20 protein-coding genes and 3 tRNA genes are annotated in these 26,286 nt (G+C 55.0%); 7 read left to right on the forward strand and 16 right to left on the reverse strand.

Annotated elements, in window-relative coordinates; genetic code table 11:
• Nucleotides 1–37: 37 nt before the first annotated feature.
• The 7 genes from gspG to BM155_RS03425 all read right to left on the reverse strand — a co-directional run bounded on the left by gspG (nucleotide 38) and on the right by BM155_RS03425 (nucleotide 7,945).
• Nucleotides 38–466, reverse strand: coding sequence for a type II secretion system major pseudopilin GspG (gene gspG / locus BM155_RS03395; protein ID WP_067153362.1), 429 nt, complete (start codon nucleotides 464–466; stop codon nucleotides 38–40).
• 30 nt (nucleotides 467–496) lie between these two features.
• Nucleotides 497–1,711 (reverse strand): type II secretion system inner membrane protein GspF, encoded by a 1,215-nt coding sequence (gspF, locus tag BM155_RS03400; protein WP_067153364.1) that lies wholly within the window; start codon nucleotides 1,709–1,711, stop codon nucleotides 497–499.
• Between the two features lie 60 nt (nucleotides 1,712–1,771).
• Nucleotides 1,772–3,268: a type II secretion system ATPase GspE gene (gene gspE / locus BM155_RS03405; protein ID WP_074901098.1), complete on the reverse strand. Its 1,497-nt coding sequence runs from the start codon at nucleotides 3,266–3,268 to the stop codon at nucleotides 1,772–1,774.
• Nucleotides 3,265–5,244, reverse strand: a complete 1,980-nt coding sequence (gene gspD / locus BM155_RS03410) for a type II secretion system secretin GspD (RefSeq protein ID WP_082817448.1) — start codon at nucleotides 5,242–5,244, stop codon at nucleotides 3,265–3,267. Before gspD ends, gspE begins: the two co-directional genes overlap by 4 nt.
• A gap of 53 nt (nucleotides 5,245–5,297) precedes the next feature.
• On the reverse strand, nucleotides 5,298–5,981 hold the full coding sequence (locus BM155_RS03415) for a type II secretion system protein N (protein WP_067153368.1): 684 nt from the start codon (nucleotides 5,979–5,981) through the stop codon (nucleotides 5,298–5,300).
• A gap of 285 nt (nucleotides 5,982–6,266) precedes the next feature.
• The gene (locus BM155_RS03420; RefSeq protein WP_074901099.1) at nucleotides 6,267–7,196 is read right to left on the reverse strand and encodes an electron transfer flavoprotein subunit alpha/FixB family protein; all 930 of its coding nucleotides are present in this window, start codon (nucleotides 7,194–7,196) and stop codon (nucleotides 6,267–6,269) included.
• Nucleotides 7,196–7,945 (reverse strand): electron transfer flavoprotein subunit beta/FixA family protein, encoded by a 750-nt coding sequence (locus BM155_RS03425; RefSeq protein ID WP_067153372.1) that lies wholly within the window; start codon nucleotides 7,943–7,945, stop codon nucleotides 7,196–7,198. The genes BM155_RS03420 and BM155_RS03425 overlap by 1 nt, the downstream gene beginning before the upstream one ends.
• A gap of 452 nt (nucleotides 7,946–8,397) precedes the next feature.
• Between BM155_RS03425 and BM155_RS03430 the strand changes: the two genes are divergently transcribed.
• Entirely contained in the window at nucleotides 8,398–10,020 is a 1,623-nt protein-coding gene (locus BM155_RS03430; protein WP_217641422.1) for an electron transfer flavoprotein-ubiquinone oxidoreductase, read from the forward strand.
• 203 nt (nucleotides 10,021–10,223) lie between these two features.
• Here BM155_RS03430 and BM155_RS03435 read toward each other — a convergent pair whose 3' ends face one another.
• The 4 genes from BM155_RS03435 to BM155_RS03450 all read right to left on the reverse strand — a co-directional run bounded on the left by BM155_RS03435 (nucleotide 10,224) and on the right by BM155_RS03450 (nucleotide 16,825).
• On the reverse strand, nucleotides 10,224–12,944 hold the full coding sequence (locus BM155_RS03435; protein ID WP_074901103.1) for a TonB-dependent receptor domain-containing protein: 2,721 nt from the start codon (nucleotides 12,942–12,944) through the stop codon (nucleotides 10,224–10,226).
• Nucleotides 12,945–13,073: 129 nt separating this feature from the next.
• Nucleotides 13,074–14,723 (reverse strand): beta-helix domain-containing protein, encoded by a 1,650-nt coding sequence (locus BM155_RS03440; RefSeq protein WP_074901105.1) that lies wholly within the window; start codon nucleotides 14,721–14,723, stop codon nucleotides 13,074–13,076.
• 875 nt (nucleotides 14,724–15,598) lie between these two features.
• Complete coding sequence (locus BM155_RS03445; RefSeq protein WP_197462963.1) at nucleotides 15,599–16,153, reverse strand: DUF1285 domain-containing protein; 555 nt, start codon at nucleotides 16,151–16,153, stop codon at nucleotides 15,599–15,601.
• Between the two features lie 9 nt (nucleotides 16,154–16,162).
• Nucleotides 16,163–16,825: a TetR/AcrR family transcriptional regulator gene (locus BM155_RS03450; protein WP_067153380.1), complete on the reverse strand. Its 663-nt coding sequence runs from the start codon at nucleotides 16,823–16,825 to the stop codon at nucleotides 16,163–16,165.
• Between the two features lie 357 nt (nucleotides 16,826–17,182).
• On the opposite strand from BM155_RS03450, the gene BM155_RS03455 reads away from it, so the two are divergent.
• From BM155_RS03455 to BM155_RS03480, 6 genes are all read left to right on the forward strand, one after another.
• Entirely contained in the window at nucleotides 17,183–18,031 is an 849-nt protein-coding gene (locus BM155_RS03455; protein WP_067157718.1) for an acyl-CoA thioesterase, read from the forward strand.
• Nucleotides 18,032–18,101: 70 nt separating this feature from the next.
• A tRNA-Pro gene (locus BM155_RS03460) sits at nucleotides 18,102–18,178 on the forward strand.
• A 206-nt stretch (nucleotides 18,179–18,384) separates the two neighbouring features.
• Nucleotides 18,385–19,599 carry a hypothetical protein gene (locus BM155_RS03465; protein WP_074901107.1) on the forward strand — a complete coding sequence of 405 codons (1,215 nt, stop codon included), beginning with the start codon at nucleotides 18,385–18,387 and terminating at the stop codon, nucleotides 19,597–19,599.
• A gap of 638 nt (nucleotides 19,600–20,237) precedes the next feature.
• Nucleotides 20,238–20,311: transfer RNA gene (locus BM155_RS03470), tRNA-Cys, on the forward strand.
• Nucleotides 20,312–20,389: 78 nt separating this feature from the next.
• A tRNA-Leu gene (locus BM155_RS03475) sits at nucleotides 20,390–20,476 on the forward strand.
• Between the two features lie 162 nt (nucleotides 20,477–20,638).
• Nucleotides 20,639–20,836 (forward strand): hypothetical protein, encoded by a 198-nt coding sequence (locus tag BM155_RS03480; RefSeq protein ID WP_067153384.1) that lies wholly within the window; start codon nucleotides 20,639–20,641, stop codon nucleotides 20,834–20,836.
• An 83-nt stretch (nucleotides 20,837–20,919) separates the two neighbouring features.
• Here the strand turns inward: BM155_RS03480 and pgsA are convergent, their stop codons facing one another.
• The 5 genes from pgsA to murB form a co-directional block, all read right to left on the reverse strand.
• Nucleotides 20,920–21,489, reverse strand: coding sequence for a CDP-diacylglycerol--glycerol-3-phosphate 3-phosphatidyltransferase (pgsA, locus tag BM155_RS03485; RefSeq protein ID WP_067153386.1), 570 nt, complete (start codon nucleotides 21,487–21,489; stop codon nucleotides 20,920–20,922).
• A gap of 293 nt (nucleotides 21,490–21,782) precedes the next feature.
• Nucleotides 21,783–23,597, reverse strand: a complete 1,815-nt coding sequence (gene uvrC / locus BM155_RS03490; protein WP_074901109.1) for an excinuclease ABC subunit UvrC — start codon at nucleotides 23,595–23,597, stop codon at nucleotides 21,783–21,785.
• Between the two features lie 103 nt (nucleotides 23,598–23,700).
• A complete protein-coding gene (gene uvrY / locus BM155_RS03495) occupies nucleotides 23,701–24,354 on the reverse strand; it encodes a UvrY/SirA/GacA family response regulator transcription factor (RefSeq protein WP_067153390.1) in 654 nt (217 codons plus the stop codon).
• Between the two features lie 212 nt (nucleotides 24,355–24,566).
• Nucleotides 24,567–25,214 carry an alpha-ketoglutarate-dependent dioxygenase AlkB family protein gene (locus tag BM155_RS03500; protein ID WP_175487747.1) on the reverse strand — a complete coding sequence of 216 codons (648 nt, stop codon included), beginning with the start codon at nucleotides 25,212–25,214 and terminating at the stop codon, nucleotides 24,567–24,569.
• Nucleotides 25,215–25,254: 40 nt separating this feature from the next.
• Nucleotides 25,255–26,286, reverse strand: coding sequence for a UDP-N-acetylmuramate dehydrogenase (murB, locus tag BM155_RS03505; protein WP_074901111.1), 1,032 nt, complete (start codon nucleotides 26,284–26,286; stop codon nucleotides 25,255–25,257).

The following is a 26,286-nucleotide window of genomic DNA, read 5'->3' on the forward strand; positions in this document are numbered from 1 at the left end:
CGGACGGACTGAAGCCGGTGTGTCATCCCCATCGGACTCAGAGTTCAGCGGCAAAAATGTCGGCCGCTTCACCTTCGCCACCGGGCTTGCCGTCAGCGCCGAGACTGAAGAGGTCGTAGGGGCCATCGCTGCCCGGACTGATGTACTGATATTCATTGCCCCAGGGATCCTTGGGCGCCTTTTTGAGGTAGGGTTCCGTCCAGTTTTTCGCCTCGGGAAAACCGGACGGCTTGCTCACCAGCGCCTGTAAACCCTGCTCGGAGCTCGGGTAGACGAAATTGTCCATGCGGTACATGTCCAGCGCAGTTTCGATCGCGCGGAGATCCACCTGTGCCGCTTTTACGCGCGCCTCACCCGTGCGGCCCAAGACATTCGGGACCACAAGAGCTCCCAACACGCCAAGAATCACGATTACCACCATGATTTCGATCAACGTAAAGCCGCCGCTTTTTCGCAAAGTTTTCATCTTCCTTTTTCCTCGCCTCGATACAGGCATCTAAACCACCAGTTGATTCATACTCATAATGGGCATCATGATAGCCATGACGATAAACAAAACGATACCGGCCATCAGCAGTAACATGGCCGGTTCAAATAGGCTGACAAAAGCCGTCACCGCCCCCTGGAGGTCCTGCTCCTGGGATTCAGCGGCGCGGCCAAGCATTTCGTCCAATGTGCCAGAGGATTCACCGCTGGCGATCATATAGATCATCATGGGGGGAAAATATTCCACATCCTCCAAAGCCTTGCGCAGGCTTCCGCCTTCCCGCACGTTCTTTTGGGCAATCTGCAGGCGCTCCTTGAGAAAATCGTTGCTCATAACGCCACTGGCGATACCCATTGCCTGCACCAGGGGTACGCTGCTGCCGGTCAATATGGCCAGGGTTCCCACATAGCGGGCGCTCTGGCTGCCGCGTACCAGCCAGCCGATCATTGGCAGCTCGAGTAACTTGTGATGAAAGCGATACCGCACCGCCGGACGGCGCAGCAACACTGCAATCGCGACAACCAAGGCCGCTACAGCTGGCGGCACCAACCAGCCCCAGGCGGAAATAAAGTCGCTAAATGCAACCAGTATCCGCGTTGGTAGGGGCAGGACTTGGCCGGTACCAGTGAAAACCTCTATTACATCCGGCACCACATAGACCATCAGGCCTGTCACAACCAAAATACAGATCACCACCAGTACCGCAGGATAGATCAGCGCCAGCTGCACCTTCTGGCGGAATTTCTGCTGGTTTTCCGTGTAGTCTCCGAGGCGTTCCAAGACGGCGTCCAGGTGTCCTGAGTGCTCTCCCGCTTCCACGGTGGCGCGGTACAGCTTGGGAAAGGCACGCGGAAAACTGCTCAAAGACTGAGCGAAACTGTGTCCTTCCAGTACTTTGCCCCGCACAGCCAAAACGATGCGGCGAATTTTCTGATTTCGGGTCTGATTGGCAATGGCACCGAGCGCCTCTTCGAGTGGAATACCGGCGCGCAACAGCGTTGCTATTTGGCGTGTGAGGAGCGCCAGGTGCTTAATACTGAGCCCTGGGCTACCGGAGAAAAGTCGGGCACTGCCGTTGCCCGTTTCAGTGGCCGGGGCCACCTCCAGCGGTACCAACCCCTTGGCACGCAACTGTTGACGCGCGGCGCGCGCGCTGTCTGCCTCCAGGGTCCCACGGCTCTTGCGCCCGGAATCCGTCAGGGCTGTGTATTCAAAGGCCCCCACCGTCAGGTACCTCCAGGCCCGGACAAACGAGATTCAGGCTGGCAAAACGGTGTGCTTTTTTTACGATTCTTGTGTAACACGCAACACCTCCTCCAGTGAAGTGATACCCGCGAGCACCTTGGCCACACCGTCCTCGCGAATGCTCGGTGCCACCTTGCGCGCCTCGGCCACCAACTTGCTTTCAGAGGCGCGATCGTGAATGAGTTGGCGCATGACTTCATTGACCGGCACCAGCTCGTAGATGCCCACGCGCCCGACATAGCCGCTGTGGTTACATTGCTCGCAGCCATTGGGGCGGTATATGGCGGCATCCACGGAAGGATCTAACCCCAACAACTGGCGCTCGTTACTGTCTGGCGCGTGGGGCTGTTTGCACTCCGGGCACAGGACCCGCACCAAGCGCTGGGCCAGAACACCAATCAGGCTGGACGACAGCAGGAAAGGCTCGATCCCCATATCCACCAGACGTGTCACCGCCCCCAGGGCAGTGTTGGTATGCAATGTGGATAGCACCAAGTGCCCGGTGAGACTTGCCTGGATCGCAATCTGCATGGTTTCGAGATCACGAATCTCCCCCACCATAACGACATCCGGGTCCTGACGCAGAATAGCGCGCAGACCGCGGGCAAAGGTCATATCCGCCTTGGTGTTGACCTGGGTCTGCCCCACCCCCTCCAGGTTGTATTCCACCGGGTCCTCGACAGTCAGGATGTTTTTTTCCCGGTTATTGATCGAACCGAGGCCGGCATAGAGCGTGGTGGTTTTACCAGAGCCGGTCGGTCCGGTGACCAGCAGAATTCCGTGGGGACGTGACAATAAGTCCGTCATGACCTTGAGGTCCCGGTCAGACATACCCAGCTTGGTCAGGTCCATACGGCCCGCCTGCTTGTCGAGAAGGCGCATCACCACACGCTCACCGGCGGAAGACGGCATGGTGGAAACCCGCACATCCACTTCACGCCCCGCCATCAACAAAGAGATGCGACCGTCCTGGGGAACACGCTTCTCCGCGATATCCAGTTTCGCCATTACTTTGATACGGGATACCAGTAGCGGCGCCAGAGCCCGCCGCGGCTGTAGCACCTCGCGCAGGACGCCGTCCACCCGGAAGCGGACCACCAGGCGCTTCTCAAACGTCTCGATATGAATATCCGAGGCCCCCTGTTTGAGGGACTCGGCAAAGATTGCGTTGATCAGCTTGACGATAGGGGCGTCGTCTTCCTGCTCCAGCAGATCTTCCGCCTCCGGCAGGGAGTCCACCACCGCGGCCAGATCCAGCTCTTCACCAAGCCCTTCCACCTCGGACAGATTGCCACCTTCGCGGTTCTCGTACTGGCGCTGAAGTTCGGCCTGAAAGGCTTCCTCTTCCACAGCTTCCAAGTCCACCGCACATCCGCACAGGCGCTGTACCTCCGCCAGCACCGTGGGGTCCAACGGCTCAACATAACGGCAACTCGGGCAGCCGTTGCTGTCACCCAGCAACACCCGATGGCGCTTGGCGAAGGCATAGGGGAGACGCCGCACCGCACTTATTGTGTCTACAGCTTCCGACGTCATTTCCCGACTTCCGCCTCCAGCACTTCGACCGGCGCCTCCTGATCGCCATCGTCATAACTGCCACTGGGTGGCAACAGATCCGGCAGCACGTCACCCCTATGCCAGTCCCAAATCAAGCTGGTCCTGTCTTTCAAATTCATCTGTTTTTGCTGAAGGTCGAGATAACGCCTGCGGGTCTCTTCATATCCCGCCACTTGGGTACTGAGGATTCTGGGGCGCAAAAACACCATCAGGTTGGTTTTGGTTACGTCTTTGTTGCTCGTTCTGAAAAGACGTCCGATCCCGGGAATATCTCCCAGCAGCGGCACCTTGGACTTGGTCTCAGTAACTGTATCTTCAATCAGGCCGCCGAGCACCAGTATGGCGCCGTCATCGATTAAAACCTTGGTCCTAATTTCCCGCTTGCTGGTGATGATGTCGGAAGCCCCGGTGGCCGCTTCAGCCGTTACAGGCAGGACATTCTCTACTGTCTGTTCTATCTCCAGCGTAACGGAGTTGTTGTTATTGACCCTGGGCGTTACTTTCAAGGTAGTGCCCACATCCTGGCGCTGGATGGTGGTGAATGGATCGCTGGTACTCCCGGAAAGCAGCTGTTCGCCGGTAATAAATGGCACATTCTGACCCACTAGGATTTCCGCTTCCTCATTGTCGAGCGCCATAATCGTAGGGGTAGACAGAATATTCGCGTTGTTTTCCGTTGCGAGCGCATTAATTGCCACACGGATATCGGTGCCGCTGATATAACCCAGGTTCAAACCGCTGCCGATGAGCGAAGCGGGACTGAGAGAAAATGGGTTAAAGGGCAGAATTTCGTTGCCGTCGTCATCTTCTAAAGGCACATCAGAGGCATCATTATTAAAGCCCGCAAAAACGTCGTCGTCGGCACCGGCGATCCATTTAATACCGAGCTCACTTGTGGTGCCCTCAGACACTTCGACAATAATCGCTTCGATCAGCACTTGGGCACGGCGCACATCCAGCTTGGCAATAACCTCTTTCATGGTTTGCAGCAGGGACGGCGGCGCGGTAAGTACCAGTGAGTTGAGGGATTCGTTGACCTGAATACTGACCTCGACATCCGCGGCCTGCTGATCCTTCTCAGTCTTCTGGATACTTCCGCTCATTCCTTCGAGGATCGGTTTCAGATCCGCGGCGTTGGCATATTGCACGTAAACGACCGCAGTATTACCTTCGCCCGTCAGCGGTTGGTCGAGACGGTGAATCACGTTCTTAAGCTGCTGGCGGGTGACGGGGTCGCCGGTCAGCAGCACACTGTTGGAGCGCTCATCAACAGCAATACGCAGAGGCTGCACTTCGTTGCCGGCCTTGCCTCCGGATTGCAGCAGTTCAGTCAACACCTGCTTTATTTCCTTGGCAGAAGCAAACTGCAGAGGCACCAGTTCTATGTCGATGGCTCCCGCGCGATCCAACTGTTTTACCAGACGCACTATCTGGTCGATGTTCGCAGCCCGATCGGCAATGATCAGTGTATTTGTGTCGGCATAGGCCGCCAAGTGGCCAGTCTGGGGGATGAGGGGGCGCAGCATGGCGATCAGTTGTGCTGCGGAAATATTCTCGACACGCACGGTACGCACCACCAGAGACTCCCCTGGAACACGCACCCCGTCGTCTGTCACCGGAATGGCCTGCTGCTTGGCCAGCGCGTCTGGTACCACCTTCCATGTACTACCCTGCTCCACCAGGCTGAAGCCATTGACCTGCAGCACGGACATAAAGACCTCAAAGGCCTCCTCATGAGTCATCGGGTCGCCGGCGACCACGGTGACTTTGCCCTTCACATTCGGGTGCACAATGATATTTTTGCCGGTGAAATCGGCGGCCCAGTTGATCAGGTCGCGAATGTCGGCATTGTCCAGAGATAGGGTAACTCTTTCCGGAGGCTGAGCCAGTACTGCGATAGATATCAACAATCCCAGGCCGACAGCAAGCAGCCGCTGACAGAACATCCTCTTCATTATGTATCTGGCTCTTCTGATTTTTTTAAAATGGTCTTGGCAAAAAAATTCAATTAATTTCTGCGTTCAGCACGGTGCTTCCGCGCTTGGGCGCGCAACTCTTCCAAGCGTTCGCGGATAGATTGCTGCTTCTCCGAGCGATTGGCCCCGGTGGCCGCGCTAATTTCAGCCGCTTGGCGAATATAATTAGAATAATTGCGCAACGGGACGCTGGGGCGACCATCCTCGTCTGGATAAGTCAGCTTTTCCATTTTGCCGTTACGGCGCAGAACAATATGGTCAACAGCCACAGAATAGAGTTCCGCGCCACCCGGAAGTCTGTCGCCAATATAAACACGTTGCGCCGGCTTGCCCTTTTCCGCCACCAGGGCGCTGGCCCTTTCCTTTACACTGCTGTCCAGTACGCCAGACAGCACTAGATTGAGCTGAGTGATAGGGATGTTCGACAGGTCCAAGTCCAGCTGTGGCGCCTTCTCTACAGAGGCCACGCCGAAGAACGGAGTATCTGGGATTGAGGCTGCCCGCTGGATTCGCGCGGTACGGCTACTGCGCTCGACCAGCAGTGACTCCGCCTGTTCAGCGGGCATCAGCAGCGAGCCATAGGCCATCAAATTGACCAACAGCCAGCCGGCGATCACAGCTACGGAAACAACGGCGCTACGCGGCAAGGGTTTGCGCTGCTCTCGCGACGCAAATCTGGCACCGATGACCCCAACGGCTCGCTTTACTGCGGACATGAACAAACCTGTATATCAGCGCAACGATTGACTGAATTTATTGATTATTGACGCCTATTCTCTTTCGTCATTTAACGAAAGGCAACGTTCTGGAAGCTTTGGATGATACTGCATAGAAATCACACATTCCTAGCCGCACTTCGCTTCACGCCTCTTCCTACGGCAATTATTGGATCGAAAGAAAATTTAGGCGCCACAGGTGCTCGGGCCGTACACGACCTGAACCAAAAGAAAGGGCGGCTCAATGCCGCCCTTCCAGCTGCAGTTCAGTATATTAATCGATGATTACAACTTTGTTTCAAACTCAGGTATCACTTTGAAAAGATCATCAACCAGGCCGTAGTCGGCAACCGAGAAAATCGGCGCCTCCTCATCCTTGTTGATCGCCACAATCACTTTGGAGTCCTTCATGCCCGCCAAGTGCTGGATAGCACCGGAAATACCCACGGCGATATAGAGGTCCGGCGCGACAATCTTACCCGTCTGCCCCACCTGCATATCATTGGGCACAAAACCGGCATCCACCGCAGCGCGGGAAGCGCCCACTGCGGCTCCGAGCTTGTCTGCCAGTTTGTAGAGCATTTCGAAGTTCTCACCGCTCTGCATACCCCGGCCGCCGGAGACGATCACGCGGGCGGAAGTCAGCTCCGGACGGTCGGAGGCAGCAAGCTCTTCACCAACGAAGGTGGAAACACCGGCATCCTCAACGATAGTGACGCTTTCGACCGCCGCACTACCGCCTTCAGCCGCCACCGGATCAAATGCAGTTGCACGCACAGTGACCACCTTGATGGTGTCTGAGCTTTGTACAGTTGCGATCACATTTCCGGCGTAGATCGGGCGCTTAAAGGTATCAGCGGCCTCCACGGCGATGATGTCGGAAATAGGCTGCACGTCCAGCAGGGCCGCTGCGCGCGGTAGCATATTCTTACCAGTGGTGGTAGCTGGCGCCAGGATATGGCTGTAGTCTTTGCCCAGATCTGCAACCAGTTTGGCCACGTTTTCCGCCAGTTGATGCTCGTAGGCGGCATTGTCCGCAACCAACACTTTGCTCACACCCTCGATTTTGGCGGCGGCTTCGCTGGCGGCAGCGCAGTTCGCACCTGCAACCAAAAGGTGGATATCGTCACCAATCGCCTTGGCCGCGGCGATGGTATTGAGCGTAGCGCCCTTGATCTCGGCGTTGTCGTGTTCCGCAATAACCAGAATGCTCATCAGATTACCTTCGCCTCGTTTTTCAGTTTATCTACCAGTTCGTCCACGCTCTCCACTTTGACACCAGCCTTACGCTCAGCAGGCGGCTCAACCTTAAGTGTCTTGGTGCGCGGAGCGATATCCACCCCGAGCTCATCCGGAGTCGTGGTATCAAGCGGCTTCTTCTTCGCCTTCATGATATTGGGCAGAGAGGCATAACGCGGCTCATTCAAACGCAGGTCGGTGGTGACAATGGCCGGCAGCTTCAATTCCAGCGTCTGTAGGCCGCCATCGATTTCACGGGTTACTTTAACCTTCTCACCCTCAACGGTGACCTCAGAGGCAAAAGTGCCCTGCCCCATGCCGGTAAGGGCCCCGAGCATTTGGCCAGTCTGATTGTTGTCACCGTCAATCGACTGCTTACCCAGAATCACCAGCTGCGGCTCCTCTTTCTCTACGATGGCCTTCAGGCACTTGGCCACTGCCAGCGGCTGCAATTCAGCGTCGGTCTCTACCAGGATGCCCCGGTCGGCACCCAGTGCCAAGGCAGTGCGAATTTGCTCCTGACACTGTTTGGGGCCCATGGAAACGGCGACTATCTCGCTGACAACGCCCTTCTCTTTCAAGCGGACCGCCTCTTCTACAGCAATTTCGCAGAAGGGGTTGATAGACATTTTTACGTTGGCGGTGTCGACGTCAGAGCCATCCGCCTTCGGGCGGACCTTGACGTTGTAGTCCACAACGCGTTTCACAGCTACTAGAACTTTCATGGAAATCCCGTCTTCAATAAGCCTTTTGGGAGCCGCGACTGATTGTTCACAATCGCGAACGGATAGGGTCTAGCGGTCAAACAACTGTTTGAACGGCGTGTATGGTGGCCCTTCTATACCTCAAAATCAATAGCCAAATAGAGAGCCTCACCGTCATTCAGCAAATCTATTTCTGTGTATAAAAAGGGGCAATTCAGCCACCTAAGCCATTGAAATGCGGCGTATTTGCCACACTAATTGAATAGTCCTGCAATTGGTAGGGCTGTTTGAATCGCTATATACTTCGCGGCCAATGATAGCCAGGATTCACACCGATAACTTATTGCCTTTGTGAATACCCGCTGTTGGAGGGGCCGGGAAGCCTTGCGGCATGCCCCCGCACCTGAAGTAGCCCAAGTGGGCTCCCAGAACCCATAGAATAAACAGAGGAGAGCGCCGTGGAACGCGAATCAATGGAATACGACGTAGTGATAGTCGGTGCCGGCCCCTCCGGCTTGGCGGCGGCCTGCAAACTGCGCCAGCTCAATGAAGATATCTCCGTGTGTGTAGTGGAGAAAGGTTCCGAAGTCGGTGCCCATATCCTCTCCGGGGCAGTCTTTGAGCCCACAGCCCTTAACGAACTATTCCCGGACTGGAAAGAGCGCGGCGCCCCCCTCAATACCGAGGTAAAAGGTGACGACATCTACGTTATGCGCAGCGCCGACAAGGCGATGCGGGTACCCAGCTTCTTTGTACCCAACACCATGCACAACGAGGGCAACTATATCATCAGCCTCGGCAACCTGTGCCGCTGGCTGGCGGAACAAGCCGAGGCCCTGGGTGTGGAAATTTTCCCCGGCTTCGCCGCCGCAGAAGTGCTCTACAACGAAGACGGCTCTGTGAAAGGCATCGCCACTGGTGATATGGGCGTAGCCGCCGACGGCTCTCACAAGGATTCCTACATGCCCGGCATGGAGTTGCATGCCAAATACACGCTCTTCGCCGAGGGCTGTCGCGGCCACCTTGGCAAACAATTGATCGAGCGCTTCAAACTCGCTGATGGTAAAGACCCACAGCACTACGGCATCGGTATCAAGGAAATCTGGAAGGTTGCCGACGACAAGCACAAGCCCGGCCTGGTTGTGCACACCGCCGGTTGGCCGCTGGATGAAAGTAACTCCCACGGCGGGGGCTTCCTCTATCACCTGGAGGACAACCAAGTGGTGGTGGGCTTGATCACTGACCTAGCCTATAGCAATCCCCATGTCAGCCCCTTCGACGAATTCCAGCGCTACAAACATCACCCCGTGATCAAACAGTACCTGGAAGGCGGTCAGCGCGTTGCCTATGGTGCCCGCGCTATCACTAAAGGCGGCCTCCAGTCTCAGCCCAAAATGACATTTCCCGGCGGCCTGCTGATCGGTGACAACGCCGGTACCCTCAACTTCGCCAAGATCAAAGGCAACCATACCGCGATGAAATCCGGTATGATCGCTGCCGAAGTGATTGTCGAAGCACTTAAAGCGGGGCGCACCAACGACGAGCTGAATGAATACACCGACAGGTACCGCGACAGCTGGGCCTGGAAGGAGCTCTACAAACAGCGCAATTTCGGTCCGGCACAGCACAAGTGGGGCAATATCCTCGGCTCCGCCTACGCCTTTATCGATATCAACATTTTCCAGGGCAAACTGCCTTGGACGCTGAGTGACTCCAAGGCGGATCACGCCCAACTAAAACCGGCTGCGGATTGTAAGAAAATCGACTATCCGAAGCCCGATGGGGTACTCAGCTTCGACAAGCTGTCATCGGTATTTATTTCCAATACCAACCACGAGGAAGATCAGCCTTGTCACCTGACGTTAAAGGATGACGAAATTCCCTTGAATCACAATTTACCCATCTATGACGAGCCGGCCCAGCGCTACTGCCCCGCCGGAGTTTACGAGGTCGTCGAGGAAGCGGGTAAACAGCGCTTTCAGATCAATGCCCAGAACTGTGTGCACTGCAAAACTTGTGACATTAAAGATCCAACCCAGAACATCGTTTGGGTGGCTCCTGAGGGAGGCGGCGGCCCCAACTACCCAAATATGTAAGCGACCTATTCAAAAAGCGCCCAATGGGCGCTTTTTTTGTTTATGTTACGCACAAACGGAGCATAAAAAAACCGAATGCCCAAACAGCATCCGGTTTTAATGTGCCTTCCATTGCGCATATCCAACGGTTGCTATCCGCAACCGGTTTATTCCCTGTGAACTTCTCCTTGTTATTGGATTTAGTCGTTGCTAAATTTGGCTGCTTAGAACTTATACTGGGCACTCAGCATAAACGATTGCCCCGGTTTCTCCTCGAAGACAATCACGTCGCTGCGCTCGATTTCTACGGCTTCATCCAACAGGTTCTGAATCTTGGCCTTGACAGTGATTTCCTGGGTGGGGTACCAGGAATACGTCAGGTCAAGAGAGTGGAATGGCTGCTCGAACGCATCCGGAGCACCGTTACGGCCGGCCAGGTACAGCCGTTCACCGAAGACATTGTAGCCCAGGGTGGCCGCATGGGCGCCGTCCGGAGAATCGAAGCCCACCAGCATATTGACAACATACTCCGAGGCGCCCGTCATCTCTCTTACCGGATTGGTAGGCGCATCCGCTTCAGAGCCGGCGACCAGTTCAGAATCCTGCAAGGTGATATTGCCCTGCACGAAGAAGCTATCCATGATTCCGCCGAGGAATTCCAGCGTCTTCAGGCCCTCAATTTCGACACCCGTGATTTCTCCGGACTCAGCATTAATTATTTCGCGGGCCACGTTGGTATCACTGGAAGCCAATTCGAAAAATTCGATCGGGTCCGCAATATCCTTGTAATAAACGGATACTGTGAGGTTGTCGCCGTTATCAAAGAACCACTCTGCACGTACATCGTAGTTATTGATTTCAGATGGCCGAACATTCGGATTACCCTTCACCTGCTCATCGGTAATCGGATCGATATAAATCGCATCAGTGATTTCGCGCAAGTCCGGCCGCACCGCGGTCTTACTGGCAGCGAAACGCAGCTGGAAGGTTTCCGCCCACAAGGAACCCATATAAGTCAAAGAGAGCGAAGGATAAACTGCGTCTTCGGTAAAGGTGGCATTTTTCAGCGCCTCAACGTCCATAGTAATCTGTGGGTCGTCGATGCTGTAGCCGTAGGGGTTCCAGTCTAGAGCGACTTGACTGTAGTCTTCCCAACGGGCTCCGGCGGCAATACGCCAGGTTTCATTAAGCGTCCAGTCCACTTTACCGAAAGCAGCGTCGGTGGTGGTAGCGGCAATATAGCTCTGATTATTTGTGCCAGCCCGGTCGAAAACATAGTTGTTATTTGGATCAGTAATTTGCTTGTCACTGAAAACCTGATCCAGGGATCCGCTCAAAGAATCCGGATCCGCTACGCTCAACGCTCCGAGACGGAACTCGGTTTCCTTGTAAGTCCGCCCTTTCTCAGTGCGAGAAAAACCACCACTCAACTCAAGAGTCGAGCTGGAGAATTCCATAGGCACCATCGCGGACCAACCGTAGCTCGTTACTTCATCTTCCAATTCTGTAAAGCGGAACCCTGAGCTGTTTACACCGACACTGACGGTTGAACTTATCGCTTCGCCATTTTCCTTGGTAATGGTATCAGCGCTTACGCTAACCTCATTGGGGATACTTGTCTCGGCCGTGGCGTCCGAATAAAACCATTCCAGCACCAACTCCTCGGGCACCCAGTCCAGGTAAGAGCCGAACAGTGCCTTGGTTTCAGGGCCCAATGAGTGGCGCCCCTTCGCTTGATGTAAAAGCAAATCGCGCTCTTCATACTTAATGGTGTACTCGCGGAAGCCCCGCCCATCGGAAACTTCACGGTTTTCGTTGAAGTAATCGCGAATCGCGGTCTCGTCGTCAGTATTGCGCAGGTAGAGACTGGTTGTGGAAACCTCATGCTCATCCGCGTAACGCAACCCAAGGTTTAAGTTGCCGCTGAGGTCCACCGAGTATGTAGACTTGTTCTGAGTGTCTATACGTTCTTCCGGAAAACCGTAGCTGCGCTTGATACGCTCTTCCTCTCTCCACCTGCTCTTGTAGGAGCCGCCGGCCAGGAAACCCAGCTCCCAGCTGTCCCCGATGTAAAACCGATTACCAACACTGGCTTTTACATCGCTATCGGGGCTACTAGACTCTTCCTCGATCGCGATATCGCGATTTAGACTCAGGGCCAGTTCACGGTTCAGCGCCTGTGCGGCAGCAATGGCCTCTTGAGGCGAGCCGTACTCGTTACCTTCAGATTCGAGCGTGGTGCGGATTTCGCTGACGCCCAGACTCCCCTTAAAGCGCTGCAAAGCTGTTGCCAGTTCTGACGGCAGTGCCCGGGTTCCATCATCCGTCCCGAATACATCGTCGTCACCGCCATCATAGGTCAGTACATCGCCTTCCGTTTCCGTATTGAACCCGGTACCCAGTTCAAGGGAATAGGTCAAAGCATCCGGGATGCCCTTGGTACGGATATCCACGTTACCGCCACCAAAACTCGCGGCCTGATCGGCGGAATAGGACTTCTGCACCGCCAGGGAGTCCACGACAGAAGTGGGAAATATATCCAGGGGAATCACGTTGCGTGTGAGATCCGGCGATGGCACGGCAGCGCCATTCAGTGTCGTACTGGAGTAGCGCTCTCCTAGGCCGCGCACATAGACAAATTTGTCGTTCACCAAAGACAAGCCGGATACCCTGCGCAGCGCTGCGGCCACTGTGGAATCGCCCACACGACCGATCATCTCGGAACCGAGAATATCCGTCACGACTTCTTCTTCCAGGCGTTCATTGATCAGCAATTCAGCCGAGTCACGCAGACGCCCCTGCACCATCACTTCTTCGATCTGCTGGGCTTGCGGGCTCAGCACATTGTCCATTTCCACCTGCGCCCATGTGTTGGGGGCAACTGCTGAGGCCGTGGCGATAGCCAGTACCAACGGCGCTCTCTGATATTTATCGATTTTAACCATTACACAGGCCTCTTAATCGTTCCTGTTAACACTGCGGTAGAATCAAACGGGGCGCCGACTCCCGCTGAGAAAGTGGCGCCCCGTGGGATCAGGGAGCGAGTCCCCAACCATTTCTACAACTTATATTTCTTATTGCTCGAACCACAGTGCCTGCGCGCGGCTGCCTTCATGCAAGCCATATGTCCAGCCTTGAGTCCAATCGGTACCACCCTGGCTCAGAGCGCCAAAGTAAGCGCGGGAAATTGGGGAAATCGCAACAGCGGCATCGTTGACACGCATATTGGCGGTATCGATAGAGTAAACAGCCGGTGTGCCCTCAAGCAGTTGCAGCTCCGTGCTGTTCATAGCTGTTGCATCCACAGCGCCAGTTACATCGGCGAAGACGTTGTTGTTGGCAACAGCCCAGTCTTCCAGAGAGTCTGCACCGACAGGACCGCCTTTGGTCTTATCTTCACAGGCGAAGATATTGGACTCGATCTGCACTTCTGAGCCCGACTCGGCTTCGGCCAGCGTTTCGGTACTCTCTACACGCAGACAGTAATTGCTGCCTTCCGCCCCATTCTCATCAGCGGTGAAAGAGGCCACCACCATGGAATTGGTAATTTTCGGGAAGATACCTTCGCGGAAACGCCAGCCGGCACCCGGATCGTGTGTACCACCAGCCTGGGCGGAAATAATGCAGGTTAGTCCGTTGATTGTCGGGCGACTGTTCAAGCCGGCGGCAATCAGAGCTGAGTAGTCATTACTGTCACTGTAGCTGCCAATGCCATCCGCCTCGATACAGTGGTTGCCGTCGGCTTCAGCCTGAATCACCAGCGCATTGGTGATAGAGCCCTGCCAGCCTTCGTCGATATCGATGGCGTCGTCACGTACATACAGAGCCACATAGTTGTCAAAACTTACCGCACCACCGAACATTTCAATGCCGTCGTCATAAGTGGAATAAACCTGCAGGTTTTTGACGATAGTTCCACTACCCACGGCGCTGAAAGTGATACCGTTCAGCTCGTCACCATTGGCTACTTCGGCACCGGTGTGCTTAACACGGACATATTCGAGCTGGCCGGAATTGTCTTCATTATTGTCACCGCCGTAGTTGGATTGATCCTTGCCGGCGGCACCTTCTGCCAGCACGTGACACTCGGAAGTTTTCAGGTTGCCATCATAGGCGCATTTATTGGTAATACCGAAGCCATTGATCACCATACCGCCCCACTGCTGCACATCATCAAAGGCAACAGTTCCGTCTATGGCATCAGATGTGGAAGTAAAAGTGATCGGGTCCGTAGCGGTACCGACTGCGAAGATCTGAGATCCGCGATTGATTACGATAAATTTGGAACTGTCGGGGAAAGCGATGGTCGAACCCGCCTCGATGGTGAGTTTGGCGCCATCGCCACCTTCAGTGATACCAGCCGCAGCCATAGTAGCATCGTCATCATAGTTGTTACCGACGAACAGGCTTCCTTCGAAAATATGCACACCACTATTGTCCAGAGCCGGAATATACAGGTCGACAGTCAACGGGTTACCGGAATCTACGAAGCTAGCAGAGTATGTGCAGTGTGTGCCATCAAAGCTTCCCTGTTTGACTTGACCGCTCTTTTCATAAGATGCACAGGGATTGTCTGAGCTGTCGCTGCTACCGCCACCACTTGTGGAGTTGTCAACGGAATTGTCGACAGTAGTAGGATTAATATCGATACCACCACTATCACAACCAGCCAACAACGCGGAAATTGCGGCTGCCAGCAGAAGTTTATTGTTTACTCGCTTCATATTTCCCCCTACAGGAAGTGTTGCAATTTTTGGCAGCTGAAAACCTGTTTTTCTAACTCAGCTGTGCGTCCTGAATTTGGGTTCCGATCTTCAGGCTGCCCTGAAACTGTGACTTGTTTTATTCGCCAGAGCGATTCGGACGCGGGGGAGTTTAGGAAGGGAATGTTGCGAAAATGTTACTCTTGGAGTTTTTTTTCAAAAAACCTGTAATATATTTTCATCTCAATAAACAAATGACATTTTTATTGCAATAAGGTTTCAGAAGTACAAATATCGGACAAATTTGCAGGTAGTCGCGGCAATCAATTTTCCAGTTATTATTACAGTAAACCGAAATGACATCGCGTCCAGGGGTACTTGTCGAATCAAAAGGGAAAATTACCAGCGGATGCCGGGCGGCAGTTGGTAAAGTGATAGAGTATATCCCGCGCGCTGACCAAGTGCGGCCTACCCCAAGAGAGCCACTGATTCATGCGCAGCGCTCACCCGCGGGCCAGTTCACCCAATAGTGATTTGTCGCGACAAAGTGAGAAACCGGGGGAGTCTCTGACGATGTCGTTTCATGACGGAAAGGTTGCTTTGGCGCCAAACAAGAAACTCAGGTGATGAAGTGACCACCCCAAAGCCCACTCCCCCACCTGCATTCGTCATAGGTTACCTAGGGAACCTCTGATTAATCCGCGTGAATACTATGGTAGGTTTTGGGGCGCTCAGCCAATAGGACGGATATTTCGAAAACGCACGAGTACTTCCCTGTAGCTCCGTCGGATACATCCCTGTATCCGACGGTTTCGAAATATCCATCCTCTCACCAGAGCTTCTCATCTGCCCGCGAAGAATCTCTGCCACCAGAAAGTGAATGAATCAGAAGTTCCCTAGTAACTACCGAGCAGAAATTGTTCACCATCACTGTGTAACCACAGCTGACGGCAGTTCTCGCCCGCCCTGTCCTCGGCCCAATCCACCAGCTGATAATAAACTTGACGGGAAATCCGCGCCTCTAGGCCTTGACGCACCTCTATGTAGGGAATCTGCAAGGGGGGATCACCGTAGGGTTTCAGTTGCCAGCCGCGACCGGATTCCAGCGGTACTATGTCCCCGGTATTTGAAGTAAAAAGCAGACACTCGCGCCCGGCTTCCACCCCCTTTGCCACCTGTGTGGCAATAAAGGGCACATCTTCAACACGAATACGTAGCTTCTCTACCGGAGTGACCAAAAAGTAGTCATCACCTTCCCGCTTGAGAACGCTGGCGAACAACTTGACTAGGGGCTGACGCCGAATCTCGACCCCCTCATGGATCCAGCGCCCATCGCGTCGAATGACCAAATCCATATCGCCGCAAAAGTCCGGATTCCACTTGTGTACCGGAGGATGGCCGGAAAACTCCCGTTGCATGCGCTGCAGCGTTTCAAACAGACTCTCAGCCAAGACAGGCCCTCACCGGTTCAAATTATCTGCCGCCTCGCCAGCGGGACGGCGGCCGGAGATATCGCCGATATGCACGCCGACATCCATGATGAACTCCATCAACCCTTCTCGATCCTCGATGACATTGGCAAAGGATTTAGAGTGGTACAACTCAACCGCACCCTGCACCAGCGCCCAGTAGGTGGAATAGTAGTAGTAGGCTGGGACTTTTTTCAGCACACCCTGCTCCATACGCCGCTCGAAGACCCGGTTCAGAGCAGAGGCATTGGAATTGCGAATCGCGTGCAATTCTTCGATCATCTCCGGCGCCAGATTCAATGCAATAATTTTCTCCTCGAGACGCTGGAACAGGCGGTCCTTGGAAGGGTCAGCCATACGCGATTCGAAGTATGCCCGGGCGGGCGCTGTGATATCACCCTGTTCCGCCGCCGCCAGCGCGGTCTTGAGGCGCTCGGTCAAGGACTTCTCATAGTCCATTAACAAACGCATGTAAATCTCTGTTTTTGAAATGAAATGCTTGTAGATCGTACCCTTGCCGATATCCACGCGTTCGGCGATCTGCTCCACGGTGACCTTCTCTTCACCGTGCTCCAACAGGAGTTCCAGCGCTGCATCCAGAATGCGCTGCTCGCGGGCGCGAAAACGCTGCACTTTCTCTTTTGCCTTGTCCATACTTCCGACCTTACCTGTCCGCATACCTAAACTTGGAGACTGAAATTGACTATTCATTCATGAATGATAGGCAATTCGCGCAGCTTGGGAAAGCAGAGCCCAAAAATAGTGTCGGTTTAACGCCGCCGCTCCTGTGAGAGATTCATTTGGAGGTAAGCCCGGTCAAGGCTGCCCTGAGCGGGCGTGCGGACATCCCACATCTGGCAACTGGGCCGCTTGAAAGCCCACAAGGACATGCCCCTTGATCAATTCCGCAATGGCCAAAGCACCAACTATTGCTATTATCCCCAGCCAAAGGGCAAGCCTGCGCGCTTCCTCATGCTGACTAGCAACATTTCAAAAAAAGGCAGTACCACCATGCTGGACAAGCTGAGCAAATTACTCGATGTCGAAGAGCTGGACCACAACCTGTTCCGCAGCCGTCATCACGTGGAAAACTATCGCAAGATCCTCTTCGGGGGACAGGTGCTGGGGCAAGCCTTAATGGCGGCGAGCCGCACTGTAAAGGAGCGACTGCCCCACTCGCTGCACGCTTACTTCTTGCGTCCTGGAAGTAGTGAATTACCGGTCATCTATGATGTCGACCCTATTCGGGATGGCGGCAGCTTTACTACCCGGCGCGTGGTGGCCAAGCAAAGGGGCCGCGCCATCTTTAATATGTCCGCCTCCTTCCAAATTGAGGAGCCCGGCTTCGATCACCAGGCAGCCATGCCCAGTGGCGACATTCCTGAACCTGAGCGGCTTAAGAACACACAGCAATTGGCCGCAGAAGCTGGCCTTCCCACTGTCCAACATGACCAGCGCCGGTATATGGTCGATTTTCGGCCCGTGGACCCCCACAGTTACTTCAACTCGGAGGCTCGAGAGGCGCGCTGCATGTTCTGGTTTCGAGTCGAGGGCGAAATGTCCGACGATCCGTTGGAACACCGCTGCGCGCTCAGCTACGCCTCTGATATCGCCCTGCTCGGCACTAGTCTGCAGCCCCACCCTATGTCCCTATTCGATCCGCATCTGATGCCGGCCAGCCTCGATCACGCCATGTGGTTCCACCGGAAGTTTCGGGCTGATAACTGGCTTCTCTATGTGACCGACAGCCCGTCAGCAAGTGGTGCGCGGGGCTTTTGCCGAGGCCAAATTTTCACTCGCGAGGGCGTTTTGGTCGCCTCTACGGCCCAGGAGGGTCTGATTCGGCAAATTAAAAAGTAAATCAATGGTTTACAGCGGGGAAATCGCTGCTATAATGCGCCCCGCTTCACTGATGAAGCACTTCAAATGTCGGTGAGTAGCGCAGCCTGGTAGCGCACTTCCTTCGGGAGGAAGGGGTCGGAGGTTCGAATCCTCTCTCACCGACCAACTTCATATCAGCCAATAGCCTTCCCTACGTTTTCCCCGAGCTTCGCCCTATCAGCTTCTTATGGCGCACGCTTACGCTTATACCGCTCATACACAGCGCCCATCGGGCATCGAAATCCCCTTCCACTGAGCTTGAACCCTTGTCCAGGGCACCGTTACGCTTGCCCGTTGTCAAATCTGACTCAGGTTTCCAGATAGGCGTATCTATGTCATTGCGATTAGTTGTCTACCTTCTATTTTTACTGCCCACAGGGGCAATTGCTGATAGCTACAGCATTCTCTATCGTGCAGAATTCAACCCCGATTCCGGTATGGCTGCAGTGGACATCCACCTCGACGGAGATAAGCTGCCCCGTGAACTGTCTCTCAATATTTCCTCAGGCCGCTATTCAGCCCTTGAAAGCGAATCCCCACTGGAACTGCAAAAGAACAGAGCCATCTGGCGCCCACAGGGCACCAGAGCCAAACTGAGCTACAAATTTACGGTCGACAACCGCAAAGGCAGCGGCAGCTACGACTCCCTGATGACCGACCAGTGGGCCATACTCCGCTCCGATAAGCTGATCCCCTCAATGGCGGTCACCGGTGGCGGGCAGTCCAAGGCGGAGCTACAGCTGGTGCTGCCCGAAGGGTGGTCATCGGAACTTCCCTACGAAAAAATCAGCACACATCACTACCAGCTAAAAGACCCAGGGCGCCGCTTTGTGCGCCCCAAGGGGTGGATGATTATCGGTGAGATCGGCAGCCGCCAGGACACCATCGCCGGTGTCTATACAAAAGTGGCCGCCCCTAAGGAGCAAAAGGTTCGCCGTCAGGATACCCTGGCGTTCCTCAATTGGACCCTGCCGGCCTTGAAAGAGGTATTTCCCCAGTTCCCGGATCGCTTGTTGATCGTCAGTGCAGGCAACCCAATGTGGCGCGGCGGCCTGTCTGGCACCCGCTCACTGTTTATGCACGCCGACAGACCCTTGATCAGCGGCAACCGCACCAGCAGCACCATTCATGAACTGGTGCACGTGGCGACGGGGATCAGCGCCGGAGATGACCAAAGCGACTGGATTGTCGAAGGTTTAGCGGAATTCTACGCGGTGGAAATCCTGCGCCGAACCAACGGTATCGGCCAGCGCCGTTACGATGAGGCTATGGACAAACTGGCCAAGTGGGGCCAACAAGCACCCAGCCTGCTGGTCAAGCGTTCCTCCGGCCCGATCACCGCGCGCGCCGTCGGTGTTATGCGCCAGCTTGATCAGGAAATTCGTGCAGCGACTGATGGCAAGGCCTGTATTGACGACATCGCCCGGCGCTTGGCGGAAAAACGAGGCAAAGTGACACTCCAACGACTACAGAAACTGGCCGAGGAAGTTGCCGGACATCCCGTTGAAGCCCTGAACATTGAAAATTTGGGCGAGCGCAATTCCTAAGCCAGCAGACAGACAAAAAAAAGCCCTGACGACGGGGGGGGGGAGAGCGTCAGGGCCAAGACCATTAGGAGTGAAACTTGGAGGATTTCATCCTTACTACACAGCGGGCGAGTACCTAGCAGAGCGCCCTACCGGCATTACCGCGCACGCTTGGGGGGAATCGTGCTAGCCAGTTAAATTCAAGTATCGATCAAGGCTGATAAATTGCCAGCACTGTCTTAAAGAAATTTAGAACAATTGGAAATAGCTGCCCGCCATCTAAAACAAATCGTTATTAAGTAGACGCCCTGCATAAAAAATCACCACTCACCACCCCGCTCCACGGCTTCCTCAAGCTGTGGGGCTGTATCCGGCGGAATATCAGCCTATGGAAAAGCCGAATTACTCAAGCTCTGCTTGACTAATCCAAACCAGCCCCTAGAATAGCGCCTTCTTACCCGCCAGCGGCGCGTAAGTATAAGAAAATGCTAGGATTTTTGGTTTCAATCCGATAAAATCCGCAGCGTTTTCCGCTCCGGGAGGGGCCTTCCCGGTCGCCGGTACCGAAGTGCGCTGCGAAGTGCAATTCGCATCCGGAGCGCAAATAATGCGCCGGTCGTATCAAACCGGCAGAGGAATAGCTCGAATTTTGACACAATGGCTAGGTGGCAGAGTGGTTATGCAGCGGACTGCAACTCCGTGTACGCCGGTTCGATTCCGACCCTAGCCTCCATTTTCTTTTTGCAGGCTTACCCCTGTGGAGTCTGTAAATGGTGAGGCAATAGATACACACTACCTCACCCAGCTGCCCGCCCGGGTGGTGGAATCGGTAGACACAGGAGACTTAAAATCTCCCGGCCTCACGGCCGTGCCGGTTCAAGTCCGGCCCCGGGCACCAAAAATCCTTTCAGAAGCGTGTATTGTACCCAATTCAATCCCTAGACCGGCACGCCCAAACCACCAACTTTCCACGCACCGTGAAATGGCGGAACTACGACCTCCTATACTGAAAATAGCGGTCTAAAGTACAGGCCGGATGCAGTAAAGGGAGCATCGCGCTATGGCGACAATCACCTGGGCATGCCTGGAATGCGGCACGGAGAGCCGCAAACCCATCGATGCCAGAGACGACATCTCGGCGAGGGCGCTGATCCGCCAATTACGGGAAGACTTTGATAGAGGGGAAAACCTATTCCACTGCGCTGTTGGCGAGTGCGGCGGCAAAATGTATCCAGTGAGAATCGAGGGCATTCAGTAGCAAGCCACGCCCCACGAATTCACCGCTTGGCCTCTGGACGATACGCGCGGCACACTGTCGCAATGCATTTGGCGAACCGGAAATCAGGATTGGTCGCCACTCCCTTCACTTGTCAGCGCAGGCCAGGCCGCACGCAAATAGAGCATCATGCTCCACAGAGTAAGTGCGGCGGCCACATAGAGGAGCACATACCCCAGGATTTCCATCAGGGGGTATTCACGCACATCAAAGGCAAGCAGAACGATAATCGCCGCAATCTGCGCGGTTGTCTTTACCTTCCCGATATAGGAAACGGCCACACTACTGCGCTTACCCAGCTCCGCCATCCACTCTCTTAGACCAGACACGGCAATTTCCCGGCCAATAATGACAGCGGCGGCAATGGTGAACCACGGACTCTTGTGCAACCCAACCAATAAAACCAAGGCGGTGGCAACCATCAGCTTATCGGCAACCGGATCGAGGAAAGCACCAAACGGGGTGCTCTGATTCATTTTGCGCGCCAGGTAACCATCAAGCCAGTCGGTGGCCGCGGCAGCGGCAAAAATGATGGCGGACGCGAGGTAGCTCCACTTATACGGCAGATAGAAGACCAGCACAAATACAGGTATAAGCGCGACGCGAAGGAGTGTCAGTTGATTGGCGAGTGTCATGCTAACTGCTGGTCCTTTATTTCACCTGTAAACAGGCTCCTAAAAACTGAGGCGTAACTTAGAGCCTGATCACGCTAAATTCAATAGTCGCGGTAAGGCTCCAGGCGGCCGGAAGAAGGCGCGAGGAGTTTGACTTTAAACTAGATGTGCGATAGGCAGCGCGATTTGACCTATTATGGAGCAGCGGCCTCCACTTTGACTGTTGAATTGCGTCGGTGCTGGACCCGGCAAGCACCGTCGCGAATTCGAACATTATAGCCCTACTCCCGCTCACTGGGGCGAGTAATTCCCCCCTACTCATTATGCAAGGCGGAGTAAATTTCTTGGGCCAGTTTGCAGCTGATTCCCTCCACGCCAGCGATTTCATCGACTGAGGCACGGCGGATTTCTTGTAAGCCGCCAAAGTGGCGTAAAAGAGCCCGGCGCCGCGCTGGGCCGACGCCGGAAATTCCTTCTAGCGGTGACTCCCTGCGTTTCTTGTCGCGGCGTTGACGATGACCAGTGATGGCAAAGCGGTGTGCTTCATCACGCACCTGCTGGATCAAATGGAGTGCCGGCGAATCGGCGGACAATACCATTTCCTTATTGCTGGAAACCACATGCAGCGTTTCAAAACCGGCCTTGCGGGTCGTTCCCTTAGCGACACCGACAATCTGTACACCGACAATACCTAGCTGATTCAATACTTCCACCGCCTGCCGCACTTGGCCCTTGCCGCCGTCGATCAAAAGAATATTGGGGAACTTACCCTCTCCACTCGACAAACGCGTGTAGCGCCTCTTCAGGGCTTGCCCCATGGCCGCGTAATCGTCCCCTGGGCGGATATTTTCAATGTTGAATCGGCGGTAATCTGACTTCACCGCTCCCCCAGTATCAAAAACCACACAGGATGCAACGGTGGCTTCGCCGCTGGAGTGGCTGATGTCGAAGCACTCCAGCCGTTCCGGCAACTGTTCGAGGCCCAAGGCGTCTTGCAACGCCTCAAATCGACTTTGCAATTTCTGCTGTGCCGCTGTACGGCTACTCAAATTCTGCTCCGCCGCCTGGCCGGCCATGGCGACCCAGGTGGCCCGACTGCCGCGCAGGCGATACACAATACTTACATCCCGACCGCTTTGCGACTTCAGCGCTTCTTGCAATACCCCCTCATCCTCCAGGGGCTCCGGGACGAGAATTTCCCGAGGCACCTCGCGCTGACTGCCAAGATAGAACTGAGGGATAAAGGCGGACAACAACTCGGAGTTCGACAGGCCCAGGCGCTCCTCGGGAAAATAACTGCGGCTTCCCAGTATGCGGCCCTGGCGGACAAATAAAATATGTACGCAACAGGAGCCGCCCTGACTCGCCACACCCAGAACATCCACATCGCCGTGGGACCGTTCTGCGACCTGGTCTGCCTGCAGACGACGCAGAGCTGAGATTTGATCCCGCAGGCGCGCCGCTTTTTCGAACTCCAATGCCCTGGCGGCAGCATCCATCTCATCCGCCAATTCGCGGAGAATTTTGTCGCTTTTACCGGCCAGGAACATCTCCGCATGGCGGACGTCCCGACGGTATTCCTCTTCACTGACCAAGCCGACACAGGGCGCTGTACAGCGCTGGATTTGGTACTGCAAACAAGGGCGCGAGCGGTTGCGAAAAACACTGTCCTCGCAGGAGCGGATACGGAAGGTTTTCTGTAGAAAGTTCAAGCTGTCGCGCACTGACGATGCATTGGGAAACGGTCCGAAATACTGCCCTTTTTTTCTCTTCGCCCCGCGGTGAAAGGCGATGCGCGGAAAGGTGTCACGGCTGGAGAGAAATATATAGGGATAGCCTTTGTCATCTTTCAGCATGACATTGTAAGGCGGGCGCTGGGATTTAATCAGGCTCTGCTCCAGCACCAGGGCCTCGGTTTCACTGCGGGTAACCGTCACCTCGATGCTATCGATGCGCTGAACAAGCGCCATTGTCTTGGCGGTAAGACCTGAGGCGCGAAAATAGCTTGACAGACGGTTGCGAAGATTTTTTGCCTTACCTACATAAAGAATGCAGCCGTCGGCATCAAACATCTGGTAGACGCCAGGTTTTCGGGTAACGGTTTGCAGAAAACGCTTGCTGTCGAACATCAAAAATCAACTGAAGATGGCGGATCCGCCGCATCGATTGCTACCACGCTAACGCCGCTGGGCGCTAACGTGGAGCACAGCCCCGCCAATCGGATACGGAAATTTACAAGGCGGCCTCAGGATCCAGTATCTGATGCTTTACCGCCAGTAAAGTCAATTCCACGTCACTGTGGATGCCGAGCTTGTCGAAAATCCGGTAGCGGTAACTGTTAACCGTCTTCGGACTCACCGAAAGGGTATCGGCAATTTCCGCGACTTTGCTGCCATTGACGATCATAATAGCAGTCTGCAGCTCACGCTCCGACAGCGCGTCGAACGGCGTATTTTTTTCGCTATTGCCGCTGACATTGCGCAGCGCCAATTTGGTCGCCATGGAGGTGCTGATGTAGACGTCACCCGCGTACACTGTGCGAATCGCCTTGACCATTTCTTCCAGGTCCGCGCCCTTGGTGACATACCCCTTCGCACCAGCCTGCATCAGCCGGCCGGGAAAGAGGTCGTCATCCAATGCACTGACCGCGATCACCTTGGTCTCAGGGCAACGGTTCAACAGCTTACGGGTCGCTTCCAATCCGCCCATGCCCGGCATCCTGACATCCATCAGGATCACATCGGCCTCCGTTTGGCGAAGGAAAGCGAGTGCCTCTTCGCCACAGTTCGCTTCGCCGACGACTTGTATGCCGTTGACGTCACCCAACATGCGCGAAATCCCCATACGCACGAGGTCGTGATCGTCCACCACTAAGACTTTGATCAAATTAGCCCCAACTACGGATATATGCACCGGCCACGCTGCGCGCTCTTTGCGGCCGCATGCGTTCTATTAACTGCTTTCTTGTTTTGCTCAGCGAGTCTGTTGCCCGCTATCAATTTACCTACAGTGCTGGCTGCAACATACCAGACAAATAAGCCGCTGCAAAGCGAAGCAAGCGGTTCAAAGTCCGCCAAATTTAGACGCTGGAACAGTATTCAGTTTTTGGTAAAACCGGTTCTAATAGCGCGGAAAGTCAAGCTGATTCTGCCGCCCAATTCGCGCGCACTTTTTGACACTCCGTGCAGCCAATGGCGTTGTACGGCACCGGATGTCAGTAACAGAGAACCATTGGGAAGTAAAACAGAGAGGCGCTTCCCTCCCGCACGCGGCTTAAACCCGAGGCTGCGTTCCTGCCCGAGGCTGACGGTGGCCACCACCGGCCAATCTCCCAGCGCCTTTTCGTCATCGGCGTGCCAGCCCATGCTGTCCTCGCCCCCGCGATAGTAATTCGCCAATACCGAATTGAACTGAAAACCTTCCGCGCGCAAGCGTGACCGAAGCGCGGCAAGACAGTCATTCCAAGACTGCGGTCTCAGCTCAAGACCAGACCAACGATAGATTACTGCGGGATCAGCGACGAACGCATGAAGACGCGGTATCGGATATTGCTTGCCGAACAGACGCAACCGCGGCTGCTCCCATAACAACTCCTGCAAACAATTCCGGTAAATAACCGCGGTTTCGAGAGGCGAAATCCAGGTGGGAATGAGTAAAGCTTTTCCGGGAGGAAGCTTGATCCAATAGCTGTCCGCATAGGACGCCTTTAACGCGGCCGCGCGGGTGGCAAAAGCGGCCTCGTGCATTACACCCCCGCACACTTCAAAAGCCATCCCCATCGCGGTCTCAGGGGTAGTAACGCGGTTCGGGTTCCAGATCGACACCGAACTTTGCGCGGATATCCGCCGCTATCTCCTCCGCCAGGCTGGTAACCTCTGCCCCACATCCGCCACCCGGATTTACCAGGACCAGCGCCTGACGATCGTGCACGCCCACCGAGTTTCGGCGCACACCCCGCCAGCCTGCACGATCAATAAGCCAGCCGGCGGCCAGTTTCCACCCATCTCCTGAGGGGAAAGCCACCAAGTCCGGATAAGACTTCTTAAGGTTCTGGTAGAAATCCGCGCCTACCACCGGGTTTTTGAAAAAACTGCCCACATTGGGGATGTCGTCTGGGGACGGCAGTTTGCTGTTGCGGATCTCAATCACCGCACGCGCGACATCCGCGGGACGGAGCTCGCCGGTCTGCACTCCCCGCTCGGCCAAATGTCGCTCCAGGGCCGGGTAATCGAGCTTCGGCCGCCAGTCATTCGGCAAAAATAGGGACACGCGGGTGATGATATAGCGGTCCCGGGCTGCTCTTTTAAAGACGCTGTCGCGGTAGCCGAACTGGCAATCGGCGGCGGGAAATTCCCGCAGTTCTCCGGTGGCAATATGCACTGCCTGTAAACACTCAAACGTATCACGCAACTCCACCCCATAAGCACCGATATTCTGGATGGGTGCGGCGCCCATACTACCGGGAATCAGGGCCAGATTTTCCAGCCCTCCAATCCCCTGCTTTACTGTATGCATAACCAGATGGTGCCAGTTCTCTCCAGCTGCCGCGCACAGACGTGTGCCACAAGAATCCTTTTCCAGCGACACCCCGCGGAGGGCCATATGGATCACCAGACCAGGATAATCACTTGTCAGCACAATATTGCTGCCGCCACCCAAGGGAAGAATCGGCAATTTTTTCTCTTGCGCAAACGCCAGTGCCTCCCTTAGCTGCTCGAGACTTTCCACCCGAACAAAATAGGCCGCACGCGCCGCTATGGCCAGGGTGTTCAGGGGTTGCAGGTCGACATTGGTTTCCAAGCGCAATTGCTGCCTCAT

It is taken from the genome of Microbulbifer thermotolerans, from assembly GCF_900112305.1.
Taxonomy (GTDB): Bacteria; Pseudomonadota; Gammaproteobacteria; order Pseudomonadales; family Cellvibrionaceae; genus Microbulbifer; species Microbulbifer thermotolerans.

Excerpts from the sequence above, each read along its gene's own strand:
- gspG (WP_067153362.1), bottom strand. The coding sequence starts at position 466 with ATGAAAACTTTGCGAAAAAGCGGCGGCTTTACGTTGATCGAAATCATG.
- gspE (WP_074901098.1), bottom strand. The coding sequence starts at position 3,268 with ATGACGTCGGAAGCTGTAGACACAATAAGTGCGGTGCGGCGTCTCCCC.
- gspD (WP_082817448.1), bottom strand. The coding sequence starts at position 5,244 with ATGAAGAGGATGTTCTGTCAGCGGCTGCTTGCTGTCGGCCTGGGATTG.
- BM155_RS03415 (WP_067153368.1), bottom strand. The coding sequence starts at position 5,981 with ATGTCCGCAGTAAAGCGAGCCGTTGGGGTCATCGGTGCCAGATTTGCG.
- BM155_RS03420 (WP_074901099.1), bottom strand. The coding sequence starts at position 7,196 with ATGAGCATTCTGGTTATTGCGGAACACGACAACGCCGAGATCAAGGGC.
- BM155_RS03425 (WP_067153372.1), bottom strand. The coding sequence starts at position 7,945 with ATGAAAGTTCTAGTAGCTGTGAAACGCGTTGTGGACTACAACGTCAAG.
- BM155_RS03430 (WP_217641422.1), top strand. The coding sequence starts at position 8,398 with ATGGAATACGACGTAGTGATAGTCGGTGCCGGCCCCTCCGGCTTGGCG.
- BM155_RS03435 (WP_074901103.1), bottom strand. The coding sequence starts at position 12,944 with ATGGTTAAAATCGATAAATATCAGAGAGCGCCGTTGGTACTGGCTATC.
- BM155_RS03440 (WP_074901105.1), bottom strand. The coding sequence starts at position 14,723 with ATGAAGCGAGTAAACAATAAACTTCTGCTGGCAGCCGCAATTTCCGCG.
- BM155_RS03450 (WP_067153380.1), bottom strand. The coding sequence starts at position 16,825 with ATGGACAAGGCAAAAGAGAAAGTGCAGCGTTTTCGCGCCCGCGAGCAG.
- BM155_RS03455 (WP_067157718.1), top strand. The coding sequence starts at position 17,183 with ATGCTGGACAAGCTGAGCAAATTACTCGATGTCGAAGAGCTGGACCAC.
- BM155_RS03465 (WP_074901107.1), top strand. The coding sequence starts at position 18,385 with ATGTCATTGCGATTAGTTGTCTACCTTCTATTTTTACTGCCCACAGGG.
- BM155_RS03480 (WP_067153384.1), top strand. The coding sequence starts at position 20,639 with ATGGCGACAATCACCTGGGCATGCCTGGAATGCGGCACGGAGAGCCGC.
- pgsA (WP_067153386.1), bottom strand. The coding sequence starts at position 21,489 with ATGACACTCGCCAATCAACTGACACTCCTTCGCGTCGCGCTTATACCT.
- uvrC (WP_074901109.1), bottom strand. The coding sequence starts at position 23,597 with ATGTTCGACAGCAAGCGTTTTCTGCAAACCGTTACCCGAAAACCTGGC.
- BM155_RS03500 (WP_175487747.1), bottom strand. The coding sequence starts at position 25,214 with ATGCACGAGGCCGCTTTTGCCACCCGCGCGGCCGCGTTAAAGGCGTCC.
- murB (WP_074901111.1), bottom strand. The coding sequence starts at position 26,286 with ATGAGGCAGCAATTGCGCTTGGAAACCAATGTCGACCTGCAACCCCTG.